The following is a 14,190-nucleotide window of genomic DNA, read 5'->3' on the forward strand; positions in this document are numbered from 1 at the left end:
GAGTGTTATGTAGCCACCTCAATCGACTCTACCCCACCGATTCGCCTGAAAGCAAAGAAAAAGTAGCCGGAACAGCCCAAAGTTGCACGCTGGCACGTTCTGCTCTGCCTCACCAAACCGCAAGCAAAGCACTGCACGGCTGATTCTCCCAGCCAAGAGGCAGAAACCAATCCGCTAACCAACCCCCACCGCCACCAATTCCCCCTCAAACCACTGCTGTTTGAGGCCGCGCTGTTTTTCCAGCAGCGTGAGGTAGGGCCTTAGCGGGTGTTGGGGCGGTAGGCTGACGTGGAGTTGGCGCAGGCGCCGTTGGTAGGGGAGCTGCCCGGCGGGCTGGTGCAGGGGGGTGGCGTGTTGGCTGAGCCACGCTATGTCGGGGAGCAGCAGGTGTGTGGCGCCGCTGTCCAGCGCCAGGGTAACGCCCTTGGCGTCGAAGTCGCCTGCGTAGAGGTGCGGCCTGCGGGTTTTGCGCCATACCTCGGCCAGGTGGGCGAAGCCGCCGCCATAGTGGCTGTCGCCTCGGTAGGCGATGAGCGGCTGGGCGTAGCCGCTGAGGGCGCTGATGTTCGGGTTGAAAGCGTAGAAGCTGTCGAGGTTTTCCACCTGCACCAGCGCGCCGAAGGCCCCCAACGTGAGGTGGCGAACGTCCACATCGCGACTGCAGCGCGGCTCGTGGGAAAGCCCCGGAGTGGGCTGGGGCGGCAGGCTGAGCAGTACTCGCCAGGCGCGGGGGCCTTCGCGAGTGGCTTTGTCCTCCTCTACGCCCTCTTTGGCCTGGGCGGCGCTGCTCAGGCCGCTGAGCGAGCGGCCCAGCGGGGCGAGGTGGGCGCTGGCCAGAACGTTATCGATCTGCGCCAGCAGCTCGGCATCGAAGCGCAGGGCCTGGCTGGAAAGCCGCATGCCGAGATCGATATCCTGCTGGCGGCACCAGGCCACCACGTCTTCCACCCACTGGCGGCGGGGCTTCTCCACCGTGGGCTGGCGGTTGAGTTCCCGGGCCACGCCGTTGAGCCCTGCCCGTGCGCGGCTGGGCAAGTTCATACCGCCACCGCCAGGGCCACATCATGAATCAGCCGCAGGTCGTTATAGGCGCTGGCCTTGCTCTCTTCCTGATGAAGGCGAAAGGCCTGCTGCTCGCGGCGCGGCAGGCCCTGGTATTCGGCGATCACCTGAAACAGCCATATTTCATCTGCCCACTCCAGGCCACTCTGTTGCAGGTAGGCCAGGGCGCTGACCGGCTCGGCAGGCGGCTGGTCGAGCACGGCGAGGTAGAAGCGTTCGACGTCCAGCTTGAGGGCCTGCTGGCGGGCGGCGGCCATGCTCTCTTCGGCGAGCTGCACGGGGTTGGCCACGGCCACGTTTTGCGCGGCGTGGCGCGGGGCGGGCAGCTCGTGCAGCAGCTCGGCCAGTACCCGGGTGTCCAGGGGGCGGTCCAGCGCTGGGGCGGCGGCGGGGTTGAGCGGCGCGGCGCGGTTGAACAGCGCGGGCACCTCGCTGCGCTGGGCGTAGTTGCCGGGCACGAAGCCGGGGTGTTCGCGCATGAAGGCGGCCATGCCGGACATCAGGCGGCTGCGGGCCTGCTGCTTGCGGAAGCGGGCCATGAGTTCGATCAGCCGCCGCTGCACTTCCCGCAGGCTGGTGTAGTGGTGGCTCAGGCGGTTCTGGAGCTGGCTGATGAGCAGCTTGCGCAGGCTGCCGTCGCTACCCACCAGGGCGATCAGCTCGTCGAAGTCGATCAGCGCGAGGCCGTCGAGCAGCCGCACGATCTGCTTCTGGGCGCGGTCGTTCTCGCGGATCTTGTCGTTGAGCTGGCTGACGAAGCCGAAATCGCTGTTGAGCCGCTGCCACAGGCTGTCGATGGCGTCGGCAAAGCGGCCGTTGAGGTCGTCTACCTCTTGGCGCAGGCGCAGTAGCTGTTGTTCCTGGCGCCAGTGTTCGCCCTTGCTGCGAGCTTCCCGGTAGCTGTCGACCTGGGTACGAATCAGCTCCAGGGTTTCGGCCACGTCGGCATTGACGTGGCGGCGGGTTTCGTCGGCGAGCATTTCGGCGATCAGGTCGCGCACCTTGGGCGAGAGTTTGACGCCGCTCTGCTCGTCGGGCCGCCACAGCACCCGGGCGGCCAGCAGCTTGCGCAGTGCGCCGTCGCTCAGGCCTTCCAGCGGTACGTCGTCGCGGGTGTAGGCCAGCATCAGCCGTTCGGCGTGCTTGCCCAGCAGTGCCAGGCGTTCCGCGCCGGTCTTGAGCAGGCGGCTCTCCAACTCGCCCACGCCACTGCTCGCCCCATTGCCCATACTTCTACTCACAGCAGGGCCTCCTGCGTGCCCGTCTCTTCGTCGGCATTGATGGGCAGTTTCTCTTCGTCGCGGATGAAGCGCACCACGTCCACCAGGTAGTCCATCTTGCCGGTCACCACGAACACCTGGCGTTCGCTGTGGGGCTGCATCAGGTAGCCGTGCTCTTTCAGCCGTTTGAAGATCTGCTTCACCTGGGCATCCAGCTGGTCGCTCTGGGAGCCAAAGAAGCTGTCCGTGGCCAGCCGTTCCAGGCGCTCGCGCAGGCTCTGGTTGTCTTCGCACTTGGCGCTGAACTCAGCGGGTTTGAGCACATCGCCAGGGGCGGCCAGGGCGTCGCGGCCCAGCGCTTCCTGTACCAGTTGCAGCCACTCCAGCATGGGCAGCAGGCTGTTGAGCGTATCGGCGAGCTGGCGGGAGAGCTGCTCCCGGGCGGTGTCATTGAGCTGCCGCCAGGCCAGGAAGTAGACGCTGGCATCCTCGTTGCTGGCCAGCCGCCGATTGAGCGGGCGCAGGTAGGCGTCGATGACCTCGCGGGTCTCTTCGTTGGCCAGGTGGCGGTAGGCGTTGTCGTCGCTGATGGCGCAGATGAAATCGCCTGCTAGCAGGCGTTCGAGCAGGGGGCCGTGTTCGATCATGCGCTCACCTCCTGTTGGCGCTGCTTGATTTTCTGCGCCAGCGCGCTGAGACGCGGCTCGATACGCTTGAGCTGGCGCTGTTGCTGGGCGTCCCGTTCGATGAGGTAGCGGTTGGCGAACAGCAGCAGTACGTCGGATTCCGGGTTGGGGAAGGCCCCGACGATATGGATGCGGTTGCTGTCGCAGGCATCGAACAGTTTTTCGACGTTGTGGTAGGCCAGGGTGCCGATCTCATCGATGGGCCAGTGGATGGCGATGTGCGCATCGCCCCGCAGCAGGCGGGTAAACGCCAGCAGGAACTTGCACAGAATCAGATACGCCATGCCATGGCTGGAGGACTCCAGCAACTGGCGGTCGTTCTTGATCACCAGGTCCGTGCCGCCTTCGTTCAGGTGCAGCTCCAGGCGCAGCAGGCTTTCGAAGCTGTACTGCTGGTCGCTGCGCAGCAAATCGACCACGTCGGCCAGGGCGTTGAGGTAGTCGTCGCTGGGCAGCGTCTGGCCGGACTCCCGCCACGCCTTGTAGCGCTGGGCGAACAGTTTGAGCGGCTCCCAGAAGCCCAGCTCGTCGATGGTGGATTGAATGCGTACTTCCGCCTTGGTGATGCCTTCCAGGCGCAGGTCGTCGGCGACCTCCTCCGAAAGCCGACGGCTCTGGGCGCTGATGCGCCGGTTCAGGTCGCGGAAGACGATGAAGAACTTGTCCAGGTCGTCGCTGAGGTTGCGGCCTTCCTGAATCAGCTGCTGCTGTTGGTCTTCCAGCAGTTTGAGCATGCCGCGCAGCAGCGGCAGCAGTAGCCGGGGGCTGTCGCTGGGCAGCTTGTCGCGCTCGCTTTGCAGGGCATCGGCAAAGCCGCTGCTGGCGTCCTTGATCAGTTGGCTTTCGACGTCCAGACAGCCTCGGCGCAGTTGCTCCAGCTGCTGGTGGCGGCTGGCCAGGGCCTGGCGGGTGCGCTCGATGCGCTCGTCCACATCGCCCAGGCTGGCTTCCAGCGGCGCGCCTTCGGCCACCAGCTCCAGGCTTTCCAGCTGGTTGAGCAGCGGTGTCAGGGCTTCCAGGGTGCCACGGGCGCTGTCGCGCTGGGCCTTCAGGCCGTTCACCGCCTGCTGGTGGGCCTCTCTGGCGGCGTGGAAGGCGTTTTTCAGATGCGCTTTGTCGCGCTTGAGCTGCTGGTCGCGCTGGGCCAGCTCGGCCTCTTCCGCCACCAGTTGGGGTTTGTGCTGGCCCCACTCGATGCGCATGAAGCGCTGGTACTCTGCCAGCTCCTCCTGGCGGGCGGCGGTTTTGCGAATGCGCTCGTTCTGCGCTTCCAGGCGGGTTCGGGTGGCCTTGAGCTGGGCGGGGTCGACGCCCTGTTCGGCCAGCTCCTGGCTGAAGGCCTCTTCCAGCTCGGCGCGCTGGCGCTGGTGTTCGGCGTTGGCATCGCTGAGCTGCTGTTTGTAAGTGCGTAGCTGGGCATCGAGGCTGTCGAGCTGGCTCTGGGCGTCGGCCTTGAGTTCCAGCAGTTGGCCTTGGTGGGTTTCGGCCAGCTCGGCCAGGGCGTCGCGCTTCTCGTCGCGCAGCTCGGTTTGGGCCTGCTCCTGGCGGGCCAGGGCGGCTTCGATGTGGGCACGGCGGGCTTTCTGGCTTTCCGCGTGGCGGGCCTGCTGCTGGCGGCGCGCTTCCAGGGCGTACTCCACCTCCTGCTCGGCGCGCTGGTGGGCCAAGCGGGCGGTGTCCTGGGCTTCATCGGCCTGCTGTACCCGCTCGTTGTGCTGCTTGAGGGCCTTTTCAGCGGCGGTGCAGGCGGTGTGGGCTCGGGCCTTGGCGCTCTCGGCTTCCTCGATGGCGGCCAGCAGGCTGGCTTCGTCCTGGGCGTAGTCGGGCAGCGCGATGGCGGAAAGGTCCAGCGCCAGCCCGAACAGGTCGTCGCTGGCGTTGTCGGCCAGTTGGGGGGCGAGGTCGCGGCGCTCCAGCAGTTCCGGGGCGATCACCTTGCCAAGCTGCTGTTCCCAGCCGGGGCGGTGGTAGCGCAGGAAGTGGCGCAGGCTGCCCTGTTCGGGGGTCTGCTGCTGGTAAAGGGTGTAGCAGTGCTGCTCGGCACGCTCCCGCTGCTGACGGCACTGCACGAGATGCTGTTCGGCGGTGTCGCGCTCGCGCTTGTGGGCTTCCAGCTCGCGGCGCAGCGCTTCCAGGGTGGCCCCGGCCGCGCTGCGGGCCTGCTGGGCATCGTCCAGCCGCGCCTGGGCCAGCTCGGCCTCCTGGGCTTCTTCGCGGGTTTGGCTGGGCATGGCCAGCTGGGCCTTCAGCTCGGCCAGCTGCTCGACGCCTAGCTCCAGCTGGGCCTGATACTCGCTCTCCAGCCGCTGGCGGGCCTGCTGGTAGCGCTCGTTATGCTGCTGTTCGGTTTGCCACTGCTGCTCGCGACGCTCGGCTTTCTCTTCCACCAGCGCGTCGATCAGTTCCTGGTGCTCTTGAGTCTGGCGGGCGAGGTTTTCGGAGAGTTCGCGCAGTCGGCCATCCAGGCGCGCCTGGCTTTCCTTTACTGCGTCCTGCATCACTTGCAGGTGTTGCTGCAACTGGTCGCGCTGTTCGCGCCACTGGGGCAGCGCGTTGATGTCCCGCTCCAGGCCGGGCATGTCGGCATCGGCGTACTGCTCGAAGCGGGTTTGCAGGTCGTTGAGGCGGTGCTGGGCGTGCTGCAGCTGGCTTGCCACTTCGCTGTGCTGGTCGTTGAGCGCATCCCGCCGTTCGCCGTAGGCCTGCTCTTCGGCCTGAAACTCCCGCTGGTGGCGGTTGAGTTCGCCTTCCAGGTCGGCGACCTGCCGCTGGGCCTGTTCGCGGTCGGCGGCCAGCTGGGGTTTGAGTTGCCACAGGGTGGTATCGAGCTCGGCCAGTTCACGGTCGATGCCGGAGAGCTTGGCCAACGCGGCCTGCAGCGGCTCCAGGCGCATGGATTGGCGCATCTGGTGAATCCACTCGCGGGCCTTGGCACTGCGAATGCGAGTAACCGGCAGCTCGACGCCGTCCTCTTCGAAAATCGCCGCCAGCATGGTCTTGAGGGTGTCCATCTTGCCCTCTTTGGCGTGCACCGCCGAGACCAGCTTTTCGATATGGCGAATGCGCCGCTCGGGATTGACCAGGCTGAACTGGGCGGCGATCTGGCGCAGCTTCAGGCCATCGCGGCTGTTGCCGTGGAGCTGGGTAAAGTCGTTCTGGATCACCGAGCGGAACTCGGAGGTGGCCCCCAGCTTGGGCGACACCGGCGTACCGCTGCGGCGCAGCCCGCTGGCCCACTGGGTGTAGTCCAGCGCCAGCGGGCCCTGCTCGGTCTCGACCAGGTAGTCTTCCGGGCGGTAAGGCGCGCCGACGAAGCGATACTCCACGCCGCCTTCCTGCTTGCGGGTCAGCACCGCCTGGCACACGTTGCCCGCTTCGCGGCGGTATTCGTATACCAGGTAGCTGTTGCGATGGGGCAAATAGAACGCATCGAATTTCATGCGGGTTTTCGGCACCACCTTGTTGGGCAGCTCGCCGTAAAACACCGGCACCAGCCGCTGGAGCGTGGTTTTACCCGACGCGTTGGTGCCGCAAATATTGGTGTGACCGTCCACACTGAGTTCGACCACGCCGTTCAGGTGGCCGTGAATCATCACGATGCGTAGCAGATGCGCCATGCCGTGTCCTTGATCGTTTAACGTCCGAAAACGCTATCTTGCCAGACACAGACCAAAGCAGCTACGCGGTTCAAAAAGGGCAAGTCATATATAGCACCGAGTGCCACACATGGATGATAAGAATTATAATGACACGGCATTGACCGAAGCCATCAGGTATGGCGCATTGATCGAGGTTAAAAACGATGGATAAATCAATTCTGGATATGGTGCATGAAACGGCTCAAGACCTGCACACGGCGGGTGTGATGAAAGACACCACGCTGCGTGAGTTCGATGCGCTCTGCCTGCCGCCTGTCAAAGAGTATACAGCCATACAGATCAAGCAGATCCGCACCAGGAATCACGCCAGCCAAGGCGTGTTCGCCGCATACCTGAACACTAGCGTGTCTACCATCCAGAAGTGGGAACAAGGCCAGAAAAAACCCAATGGTCCTTCGCTCAAGCTGCTAAACCTGGTGGCCGAAAAGGGGTTGGAAATACTGGCTTAATCGTTCTCCCTTCTTTCTTTCGCTCCCAGCAATCCTTCAAAAAAGCTCACCGCGTTGGCTTCCAGCCCTTCCAGGTAGTAGCCGCCTTCCTGTACCACCAGGGTGGGCACATCGAGGCCTGCGATGGTGCGTCCCAACTCGCCAAAACCTGGTGTCGATACCGCTACTTTGGCCTGAGGGTCGCGTTCATGAATATCGAACCCCAGCGCCAGCACCAGCGCATCGGGCTCGAACAGGCGAATGGCCTGGCAGGCTTGGGCCAGGCGGTCGAAAAACACCGCTTCTGCCGAGCCGTGGGGCATGGGCAGGTTGAGGTTGTAGCCCAGCCCGGCCCCTTCCCCGCGCTCCTCTTCGAAGCCGGAAACCGCCGGGTAGAAGTTGGTGGTATCGCCATGGATGGAGATATAGAGCACATCGTCGCGCTGGTAGAAGATCTCCTGTATGCCCTGACCGTGGTGCATATCCGGGTCGAGCACGACGATGCGCGGAAACCGCGCGGTGAGATGCTGGGCAGCAATGGCGGCATTGTTGAGAAAGCAGAAACCACCGGCGGAGTCGATGCCCGCATGGTGGCCCGGCGGGCGTGACAGAGCATACGCGAAGCGCTCCCCAGCCAATAACGCCTCCGCCCCGGACACGGCACTTTGCGCCGACCAGTACGCCGAGTGCCAGGTGTGCTGGCCCACTGGCGCGCTGCCATCGGCCAGGTAACGTGCCGCTTCGGCCAGGATACCGCGCAGGGCGTTGGGCGAGCGCACGAAGATGTTGGAGATCACTTCGTCCCCCCAGTCTTCGTCCAGCGCATGCCAGCGCCGATAAGCACTTTCCAGAAAACGCAGGTAGGCCAGCGAGTGCACGGCCCGTAACGGCGCGACGCCGTGGTCGATGGGAGCCTGCACATCAAACCCCAGCCGGTGCACGGCCGACAGCAGCGCCGTGGCGCGTTCGGGTACTTCCTGCGGGGCGCGCATCTTGCCCCGCGAGAAGTAGGTGCGCGGATGGTGCAGGCGCTGTTCAGCGTGAAAGAAGGTCTTCATTGGCCGGGTCTCCATTCTCGCTTTCGCTTTCGCTCTCACTCTCGCCCACCCCCTTCACCACGAAGTCTCTGGCTACCCCGATGTGAAAATCGATGGCCTCGCGGCAGGCTTCCGGGCGGCCCGTGGCCAGGGCGTCGAGCAACTTGAAATGGCTGGTGGCGATGGTCTCGGGGGCTTCATGGGTTTTGGTGATCAGCGCGATGCAGAGGCGTAATTCATGGGCCAGGTCATCGAAGGCCCGCAGCAGACGCTCGTTGCCTGCGTAGTGCAGCATCAGGCGGTGGAACGTCAGGTCTTCTTCGATGCGGCGCGTGCCGTCGTTGCCGGCGGCAGCCTCGCACAGCACGGCTACCTGCTGCTTCAAGGCCTGTTCGGCCTCGGGCGTGTAACGCTCGCACAGGCGCTGAATGGCGTGCCGCTCCATGCACAGCCGCAGGTCGAAGACATCCTCCAGTTCAACGGTATTCAACGCACGTACGAAGAAGCCCTTGCGCGGCTTCGAAATCAGCAAACCGCGGCTCTCCAGCAAGCGCGCTGCTTCACGGACCGGCGCACGGCTCACCCCCAGCGCGCGGGAAAGCTGCACTTCAGAAAGCCGTTCGCCGGGTAAAAAGTGTTGCTGAATAATTGCTTGGGTCAGGTAGTCCGCCACCTGCTCGACCAGATTGTGCTGCTGGATAACCGCCTGCGGCGCCGTTGGCAAAGGGGCCATAAAGTCTACTCTTGGTCGCCATGACATGGCTTGAGTATGACAAAAAAACCGCACTTGTCGACGGACGATTGACGACTGTCGACAGTTTTACCAGCCGCTGCTATGGTCAAAAAGGGCCGCCAACAAACACCACAATCAGGCCCAGACACGTCACGCCTCGCTCGACTAACGACGACGTAAAGCTTTTACGTACCAATAAACCGAGGAGCAGGAAACATGAAAACACCTTTGGCTTTGGCACTCTCTGCCGTCACGCTTGCGCTGGGTTCCACATCCGTGCTGGCCGCAGACCCGCAATCCGGTGGAACGGTCAACACCATCATTCAACCCGAGCCGCCGGGGCTGGTACTGGGCATGATTCAGAACGCCCCCACGCGTACCGTGGCGGGCAATATCTATGAAGGCCTGCTGCGCTACACCACCGACCTGGAGCCCATGCCCCAGTTGGCCGAGTCCTGGGAGGTCAGCGACGATGGCCGGGTCTATACCTTCCACTTGCGCGATAACGTCACCTGGCACGATGGAGAGCCCTTCACCGCCGACGACGTGGTGTTTTCTGCCGATGTTTTCCACCGTGAGTTGAACCCCAGCGCACGGGCCGTGTTACAGCATGTGGAAAGCATCGAGGCCAGCGACGACCACACGGTGGTGTTTACCCTGACCGAGCCCTTCGGCCCCTTCCTGATCTCGTTCGAGGCGGGCACCTTCACCATGGTGCCCAGGCACTTGTACGAAGGCACCGACTTCCGCAATAACGAGCACAATGGCCACCCGATTGGCACGGGGCCGTTCAAGTTCGCCAACTGGGAGCGTGGCACGGTCATCGAGCTGGTCAGAAACGACGACTACTACGAAGAGGGCCTGCCTTACCTGGATGGGGTCAACTGGCACGTGATTCCCGATGGCGGCTCTCGGGCCGTGGCCTTCGAGAATGGCACCATCGATGTCCTGCCCAGCGGCACCGTGGAAAACTTCGATATTCCGCGCCTTTCGGCCATGGATAACGTCTGCATGACCGAACAGGGCCATGAGTATTTCAGCCCCTTTGCCATGCTGTGGATGAACAACCGGGAAGGCCCCACCGCCGACAAGCGCTTCCGCCAGGCCGTGATGTACGCCATGGACCGCGAATTTGCCCGCGACGTGCTCTGGAATGGGCTGGGCAATGTACCGCTGTCGGCCTTTGGTTCGAATGCCAGCTTCCAGTATGACGGCCTGGAGCCCTACGACCACAACCCCGAGCGCGCTCGGGAGCTGCTGGCAGAAATGGAGTACGACGGCGAAGAGATCACCATTCTACCGCTGCCTTACGGCGAGACCTGGACCCGCTGGGCAGAAGCCGTGCAGCAGAACCTGCGTGAAGTTGGCATCAACGTCCGCACCCAGGCCACCGACGTGGGCGGCTGGAACCAGCGCCTGGGTGACTGGGATTACGACCTGGCCTTTACCTATCTTTTCCAGTACGGCGACCCTGCGCTGGGCATTTCACGTACCTACCTGTCTGACAACATCGCCAAGGGCTCCCCCTGGAATAACGTTCAGGGTTATGAGAACGAGCGGGTAGATGAGCTGTTCAATGCCGCCGCCACGGCGTTTCCTGATGAGGAGCGCGAAGCCCTCTACCGTGAAGTGCAGGAAATTCTGCATGAGGATGTTCCGGTTGGCTGGCTGATGGAGCTTGGCTTCCCCACCCTTTACCGCTGTGATGTTCAGGACCTGGTGACCTCAGGGGTCGGCGTGAACGATGGCTTCAAGGATGCCTGGCTGGACCGCTAGGTAGGTGCCACCCGGGCCGCCATGGCGACCCGGGTGTTTCAGCTATGTCAGGAATATGCTCATGTTATATGCCCGCTTGATCGTCATGCGGCTGTTCAAAGCCGTGATCGTCCTTTTTTTGATCGTGATCTTCAACTTCTTCCTGATTCAGATGGCCCCCGGCGACCCGGCGGCCATTCTGGCCGGGGAAGCCGGTGCCGCCGACCAGGAGTTTCTCGACCAGCTGCGCGTGCGCTTCGGCCTCGACCAGCCTATCTACGTGCAGCTATGGCGCTACGTCTCTGGCATTGCCATGCTGGATTTTGGCTACTCCTACCGGCTGGGCACGCCCGTCTTCGACCTGATCATGGAGCGCTTGCCCGCCACGCTGCTGCTCACCGGTACCGCCTTTGTGCTCTCGCTGGTGCTGGGCATCATTGCCGGTTCCATGGCGGCGGCCAGAGCCAAGAAGCCATCGGGCTCGCTGATCATGGCGCTGGCACTGGTGTTCTACGCAACGCCGCTGTTCTGGGTGGCGCTGATGTCCGTGGTGGTGTTCTCGGTGTACCTGGGCTGGCTGCCTGCCTATGGGTTGTACACCGTGGGCGCTGGCCATACCGGGCTGGCCCTGGCGCTGGACGTGGCGAAACACCTGGTGCTGCCTGCCACGACCCTGGCGCTCTTTTTCATGGCGATTTACACCCGCATGACGCGCACCTCCATGCTGGATGCCGCTCAGCAGGACTATGTCAAAACGGCCCGGGCCAAGGGGCTCAAGCCGGGCGTCATCCAGCGCCGCCATGTGCTGCGCAACGCTCTGCTTCCCATCATCACGCTGGCGGGCCTGCAGGCCGGGCAAATGGTGGGCGGCGCGATCCTCACCGAAACCGTGTTCGCCTGGCCCGGCATCGGCAGGCTGATGTTCGAAGCGCTGCAACAGCGTGACTACAACCTCTTGCTGGGTATTTTCTTCTTCTCTGCGGCGCTGGTGATCGTGTTCAACATTCTCACCGATCTGGTGTATCGCCTGGCAGACCCACGCATCAAGGGGGCCTCATGAGCTTTTTTGCACGTTTCGCCCAGAACCGCGGGGCGCTGGTGGGGCTGGTCATTCTGCTGGTGATCATCGCCATGGCCCTTCTTGCCCCGCTGCTGTTTCCCGAATCGCCCTGGCGCATGGTGCAGCGCCCCTTCCTGCCGCCGTTCTCGCAGGAGGGGTTCCCCTTGGGCACCGACACCATGGGCCGCAACGTGGCGGCGGGCCTGATGCATGGCGCCTGGGTATCGCTGCTGATTGGCTTGGTGTCCACCAGCGTGGCGCTGCTGATTGGCGTGCCGCTGGGGGCCATTGCCGGGTATTACGGTGGCTGGATCGATGACGTGCTGATGCGCATCACCGAGTTTTTTCAGACCATCCCCAACTTTGCCCTGGCCATCGTGCTGGTGGCCATCATGCAGCCCAGCGTGACCTCCATCGTGCTGGCCATTGCCCTGGTGAGCTGGCCGCCCGTGGCCCGCCTGGTGCGGGCAGAGTTCATGTCGCTGCGCCACCGGGAGTACGTCGAGGCCGCTCGGCTGGTCGGCCAGTCCAATACCACCATCATCCTGCGCCAGATCCTGCCCAATACGCTCTCGCCCATCATCGTGCTGGCCTCGCTCATGGTGGCCACGGCGATTCTGCTGGAGTCGTCGCTCTCGTTTCTGGGGCTTGGCGACCCGAACGTCATGTCCTGGGGCTACATGATCGGTGCCGCGCGTACCGTGATTCGCCAGGCATGGTGGCTGAGCTTCTTCCCTGGCGTGGCCATTCTGCTGACCGTTCTGGCACTCAACCTGGTCGGTGAAGGGCTGGACGATGCGCTGAACCCCAAACTTTCCCGTGAGCGTTAGGAGCCTGCCATGAACGATGTCGTGCAATCCGCTGGCCAGGACGATGCGCCCGCCGTACTACAGATCGAAGGCTTGAGCGTGGCGCTGCCCAAAGGCGCAGACCGACCGCTGGCGGTGGAGAATGTCAGCTATAGCGTCAACCGTGGCGAGATCATGTGCGTGGTCGGGGAGTCCGGGTCGGGCAAGTCCATGGCCGCCAACACGGTCATGGGCCTGCTGCCCAAGGGCGTTCGCCCCGTGCAGGGCAGCGTCACGTTCGAAGGCCAGAACCTGCTGGCCCTGAGCGAAAAGCAGCACCGAACGCTGCGCGGCCTGAAGATCGGCATGATCTTTCAGGAGCCAATGACGGCGCTGAACCCCTTGATGCGCGTGGGCGCACAGATTGCCGAAGTGTTCGAGGCCCATGGCCAGCTCAGCCCCCGGCAGCGCCAGGCGCGGGCGCTGGAACTGCTGGTGGAAGTGGGTATCCCGCAGCCAGAGAAGGCCATCAGCGCCTACCCCTTCGAGCTTTCCGGCGGGCAGCGGCAGCGGGTGATGATTGCCATGGCGCTGGCGCTCGAACCGGTGCTGTTGATTGCCGATGAGCCCACCACGGCGCTGGATGTGACCACCCAGGCGCAGATTCTGGCGCTGATTCGTGACCTGCAACAGCGGCGTGGCATGGCCGTCATGTTCATCACCCACGATTTTGGCGTGGTGGCGGAAATCGCCAACCGTGTTTGCGTCATGCGCCATGGCCGCATCGTCGAAATCGGCAATGCCCGGGATGTGCTGAAGAACCCCCAGGATGCGTATACCCAGGCCTTGATCGCCGCCATTCCCAGCAACGCCCTTCCCCCTCACCGGGAACCTGCCACCTCGGCGCCCCTGCTGGAGATCAAGGGGCTCAACAAGGTGTTTCGTTCACGCGGGGGCTGGTTCAAGGCCACTCGGGAAGTGCGCGCGCTGGATGACGTATCGCTGACGCTGGCCAAAGGCGAGACCGTGGGTATCGTGGGCGAGTCCGGCTCGGGCAAATCGACCCTTGGCCGCTGCGTGGTGCGCCTGGAGCACCCGGATAATGGCGAGCTGCTGCTGGATGGGGTCAATTTTTCGCAGTTGAGCGGCAGCGCGCTGCGCCGCGAACGCCACCGGGTGCAGATGATTTTTCAGGACCCTTATGCGTCCTTGAACCCGCGCACTCGGGTCGGCATGGCCATCGCCCAAGGCCCCATGGCCAACGGCACCCCGAAGGCCGCCGCGCTCCGCCAGGCCGGTGAGCTGTTGGAGCTGGTGGGGCTGGGTGCCAGTGCGGTGACGCGTTTCCCCCATGAGTTTTCAGGCGGCCAACGCCAGCGTATCGGCATTGCCAGAGCGCTGGCGCTCAACCCTGAATTGATCGTGGCCGATGAGGCGGTCTCTGCGCTGGACGTCTCCATTCAGGCGCAGGTGCTGGAGCTGCTGGAATCGCTGAAACAGCGGCTGTCGCTGTCACTGCTGTTCATCACCCACGACTTGCGGGTGGCCGCCCAGATTTGTGATCGCATCGTCGTCATGCAGCATGGGCGCATCGTCGAGCAAGGCAGCGCCGAGCAGATATTTCTGGCCCCCCAGGCGGCCTATACCCGTTCGCTGCTCGATGCGATTCCGGGGCGCGAAGCGCCTGCCGCCGCGTCGGCCTGATTAGCCTTTGATGCGTCACACGCTGGTTCATCAGCGTTGATTTATACGTCTTGATTCA

11 protein-coding genes are annotated in these 14,190 nt (G+C 63.7%); 5 read left to right on the plus strand and 6 right to left on the minus strand.

Annotation, left to right across the window (positions count from 1 at the left end):
* Positions 1-174: 174 nt before the first annotated feature.
* Genes LG409_RS14710 through LG409_RS14725 form a run of 4 tightly spaced genes read right to left on the minus strand, consistent with a single transcriptional unit; the run spans position 175 to position 6,585 of the window.
* Positions 175-1,041, minus strand: coding sequence for a DUF7281 domain-containing protein (locus LG409_RS14710; RefSeq protein WP_227406998.1), 867 nt, complete (start codon positions 1,039-1,041; stop codon positions 175-177).
* Positions 1,038-2,291: a hypothetical protein gene (locus LG409_RS14715; protein ID WP_227408132.1), complete on the minus strand. Its 1,254-nt coding sequence runs from the start codon at positions 2,289-2,291 to the stop codon at positions 1,038-1,040. Before LG409_RS14715 ends, LG409_RS14710 begins: the two co-directional genes overlap by 4 nt.
* An 8-nt stretch (positions 2,292-2,299) precedes the next feature.
* Entirely contained in the window at positions 2,300-2,929 is a 630-nt protein-coding gene (locus LG409_RS14720; RefSeq protein ID WP_227406999.1) for a condensin complex protein MksE, read from the minus strand.
* A complete protein-coding gene (locus tag LG409_RS14725) occupies positions 2,926-6,585 on the minus strand; it encodes an ATP-binding protein (RefSeq protein ID WP_227407000.1) in 3,660 nt (1,219 codons plus the stop codon). Before LG409_RS14725 ends, LG409_RS14720 begins: the two co-directional genes overlap by 4 nt.
* Before the next feature lie 185 nt (positions 6,586-6,770).
* Here LG409_RS14725 and LG409_RS14730 point away from each other — a divergent pair, with 185 nt between their 5' ends.
* Positions 6,771-7,076, plus strand: a complete 306-nt coding sequence (locus LG409_RS14730; protein WP_039180230.1) for a helix-turn-helix domain-containing protein — start codon at positions 6,771-6,773, stop codon at positions 7,074-7,076.
* Here LG409_RS14730 and LG409_RS14735 read toward each other — a convergent pair.
* On the minus strand, positions 7,073-8,113 hold the full coding sequence (locus LG409_RS14735; protein WP_227407001.1) for a histone deacetylase family protein: 1,041 nt from the start codon (positions 8,111-8,113) through the stop codon (positions 7,073-7,075). The two genes, LG409_RS14730 and LG409_RS14735, sit on opposite strands and share 4 nt — an antisense overlap.
* Positions 8,091-8,825, minus strand: a complete 735-nt coding sequence (locus LG409_RS14740) for a GntR family transcriptional regulator (RefSeq protein WP_227407002.1) — start codon at positions 8,823-8,825, stop codon at positions 8,091-8,093. The genes LG409_RS14735 and LG409_RS14740 overlap by 23 nt, the downstream gene beginning before the upstream one ends.
* Positions 8,826-9,041: 216 nt before the next feature.
* On the opposite strand from LG409_RS14740, the gene LG409_RS14745 reads away from it, so the two are divergent.
* From LG409_RS14745 to LG409_RS14760, 4 genes are all read left to right on the plus strand, one after another.
* Positions 9,042-10,601 (plus strand): ABC transporter substrate-binding protein, encoded by a 1,560-nt coding sequence (locus LG409_RS14745; protein ID WP_227407003.1) that lies wholly within the window; start codon positions 9,042-9,044, stop codon positions 10,599-10,601.
* A 61-nt stretch (positions 10,602-10,662) separates the two neighbouring features.
* Entirely contained in the window at positions 10,663-11,640 is a 978-nt protein-coding gene (locus tag LG409_RS14750) for an ABC transporter permease (protein ID WP_227407004.1), read from the plus strand.
* A complete protein-coding gene (locus LG409_RS14755) occupies positions 11,637-12,470 on the plus strand; it encodes an ABC transporter permease (RefSeq protein WP_016914894.1) in 834 nt (277 codons plus the stop codon). Before LG409_RS14750 ends, LG409_RS14755 begins: the two co-directional genes overlap by 4 nt.
* 9 nt (positions 12,471-12,479) lie before the next feature.
* A complete protein-coding gene (locus LG409_RS14760; RefSeq protein WP_227407005.1) occupies positions 12,480-14,132 on the plus strand; it encodes an ABC transporter ATP-binding protein in 1,653 nt (550 codons plus the stop codon).
* The last annotated feature ends 58 nt before the right edge of the window (positions 14,133-14,190 follow it).

The sequence above is a fragment of the Halomonas sp. NyZ770 genome (genome assembly GCF_020616575.1).
GTDB lineage: Bacteria > Pseudomonadota > Gammaproteobacteria > Pseudomonadales > Halomonadaceae > Vreelandella > Vreelandella hamiltonii.

Coding starts and splice junctions, on each gene's coding strand:
- LG409_RS14710 (WP_227406998.1), bottom strand. CDS start 1,041: ATGAACTTGCCCAGCCGCGCACGGGCAGGGCTCAACGGCGTGGCCCGG.
- LG409_RS14760 (WP_227407005.1), top strand. CDS start 12,480: ATGAACGATGTCGTGCAATCCGCTGGCCAGGACGATGCGCCCGCCGTA.
- LG409_RS14730 (WP_039180230.1), top strand. CDS start 6,771: ATGGATAAATCAATTCTGGATATGGTGCATGAAACGGCTCAAGACCTG.
- LG409_RS14735 (WP_227407001.1), bottom strand. CDS start 8,113: ATGAAGACCTTCTTTCACGCTGAACAGCGCCTGCACCATCCGCGCACC.
- LG409_RS14720 (WP_227406999.1), bottom strand. CDS start 2,929: ATGATCGAACACGGCCCCCTGCTCGAACGCCTGCTAGCAGGCGATTTC.
- LG409_RS14755 (WP_016914894.1), top strand. CDS start 11,637: ATGAGCTTTTTTGCACGTTTCGCCCAGAACCGCGGGGCGCTGGTGGGG.
- LG409_RS14715 (WP_227408132.1), bottom strand. CDS start 2,291: ATGGGCAATGGGGCGAGCAGTGGCGTGGGCGAGTTGGAGAGCCGCCTG.
- LG409_RS14745 (WP_227407003.1), top strand. CDS start 9,042: ATGAAAACACCTTTGGCTTTGGCACTCTCTGCCGTCACGCTTGCGCTG.
- LG409_RS14740 (WP_227407002.1), bottom strand. CDS start 8,825: ATGGCCCCTTTGCCAACGGCGCCGCAGGCGGTTATCCAGCAGCACAAT.
- LG409_RS14750 (WP_227407004.1), top strand. CDS start 10,663: ATGTTATATGCCCGCTTGATCGTCATGCGGCTGTTCAAAGCCGTGATC.
- LG409_RS14725 (WP_227407000.1), bottom strand. CDS start 6,585: ATGGCGCATCTGCTACGCATCGTGATGATTCACGGCCACCTGAACGGC.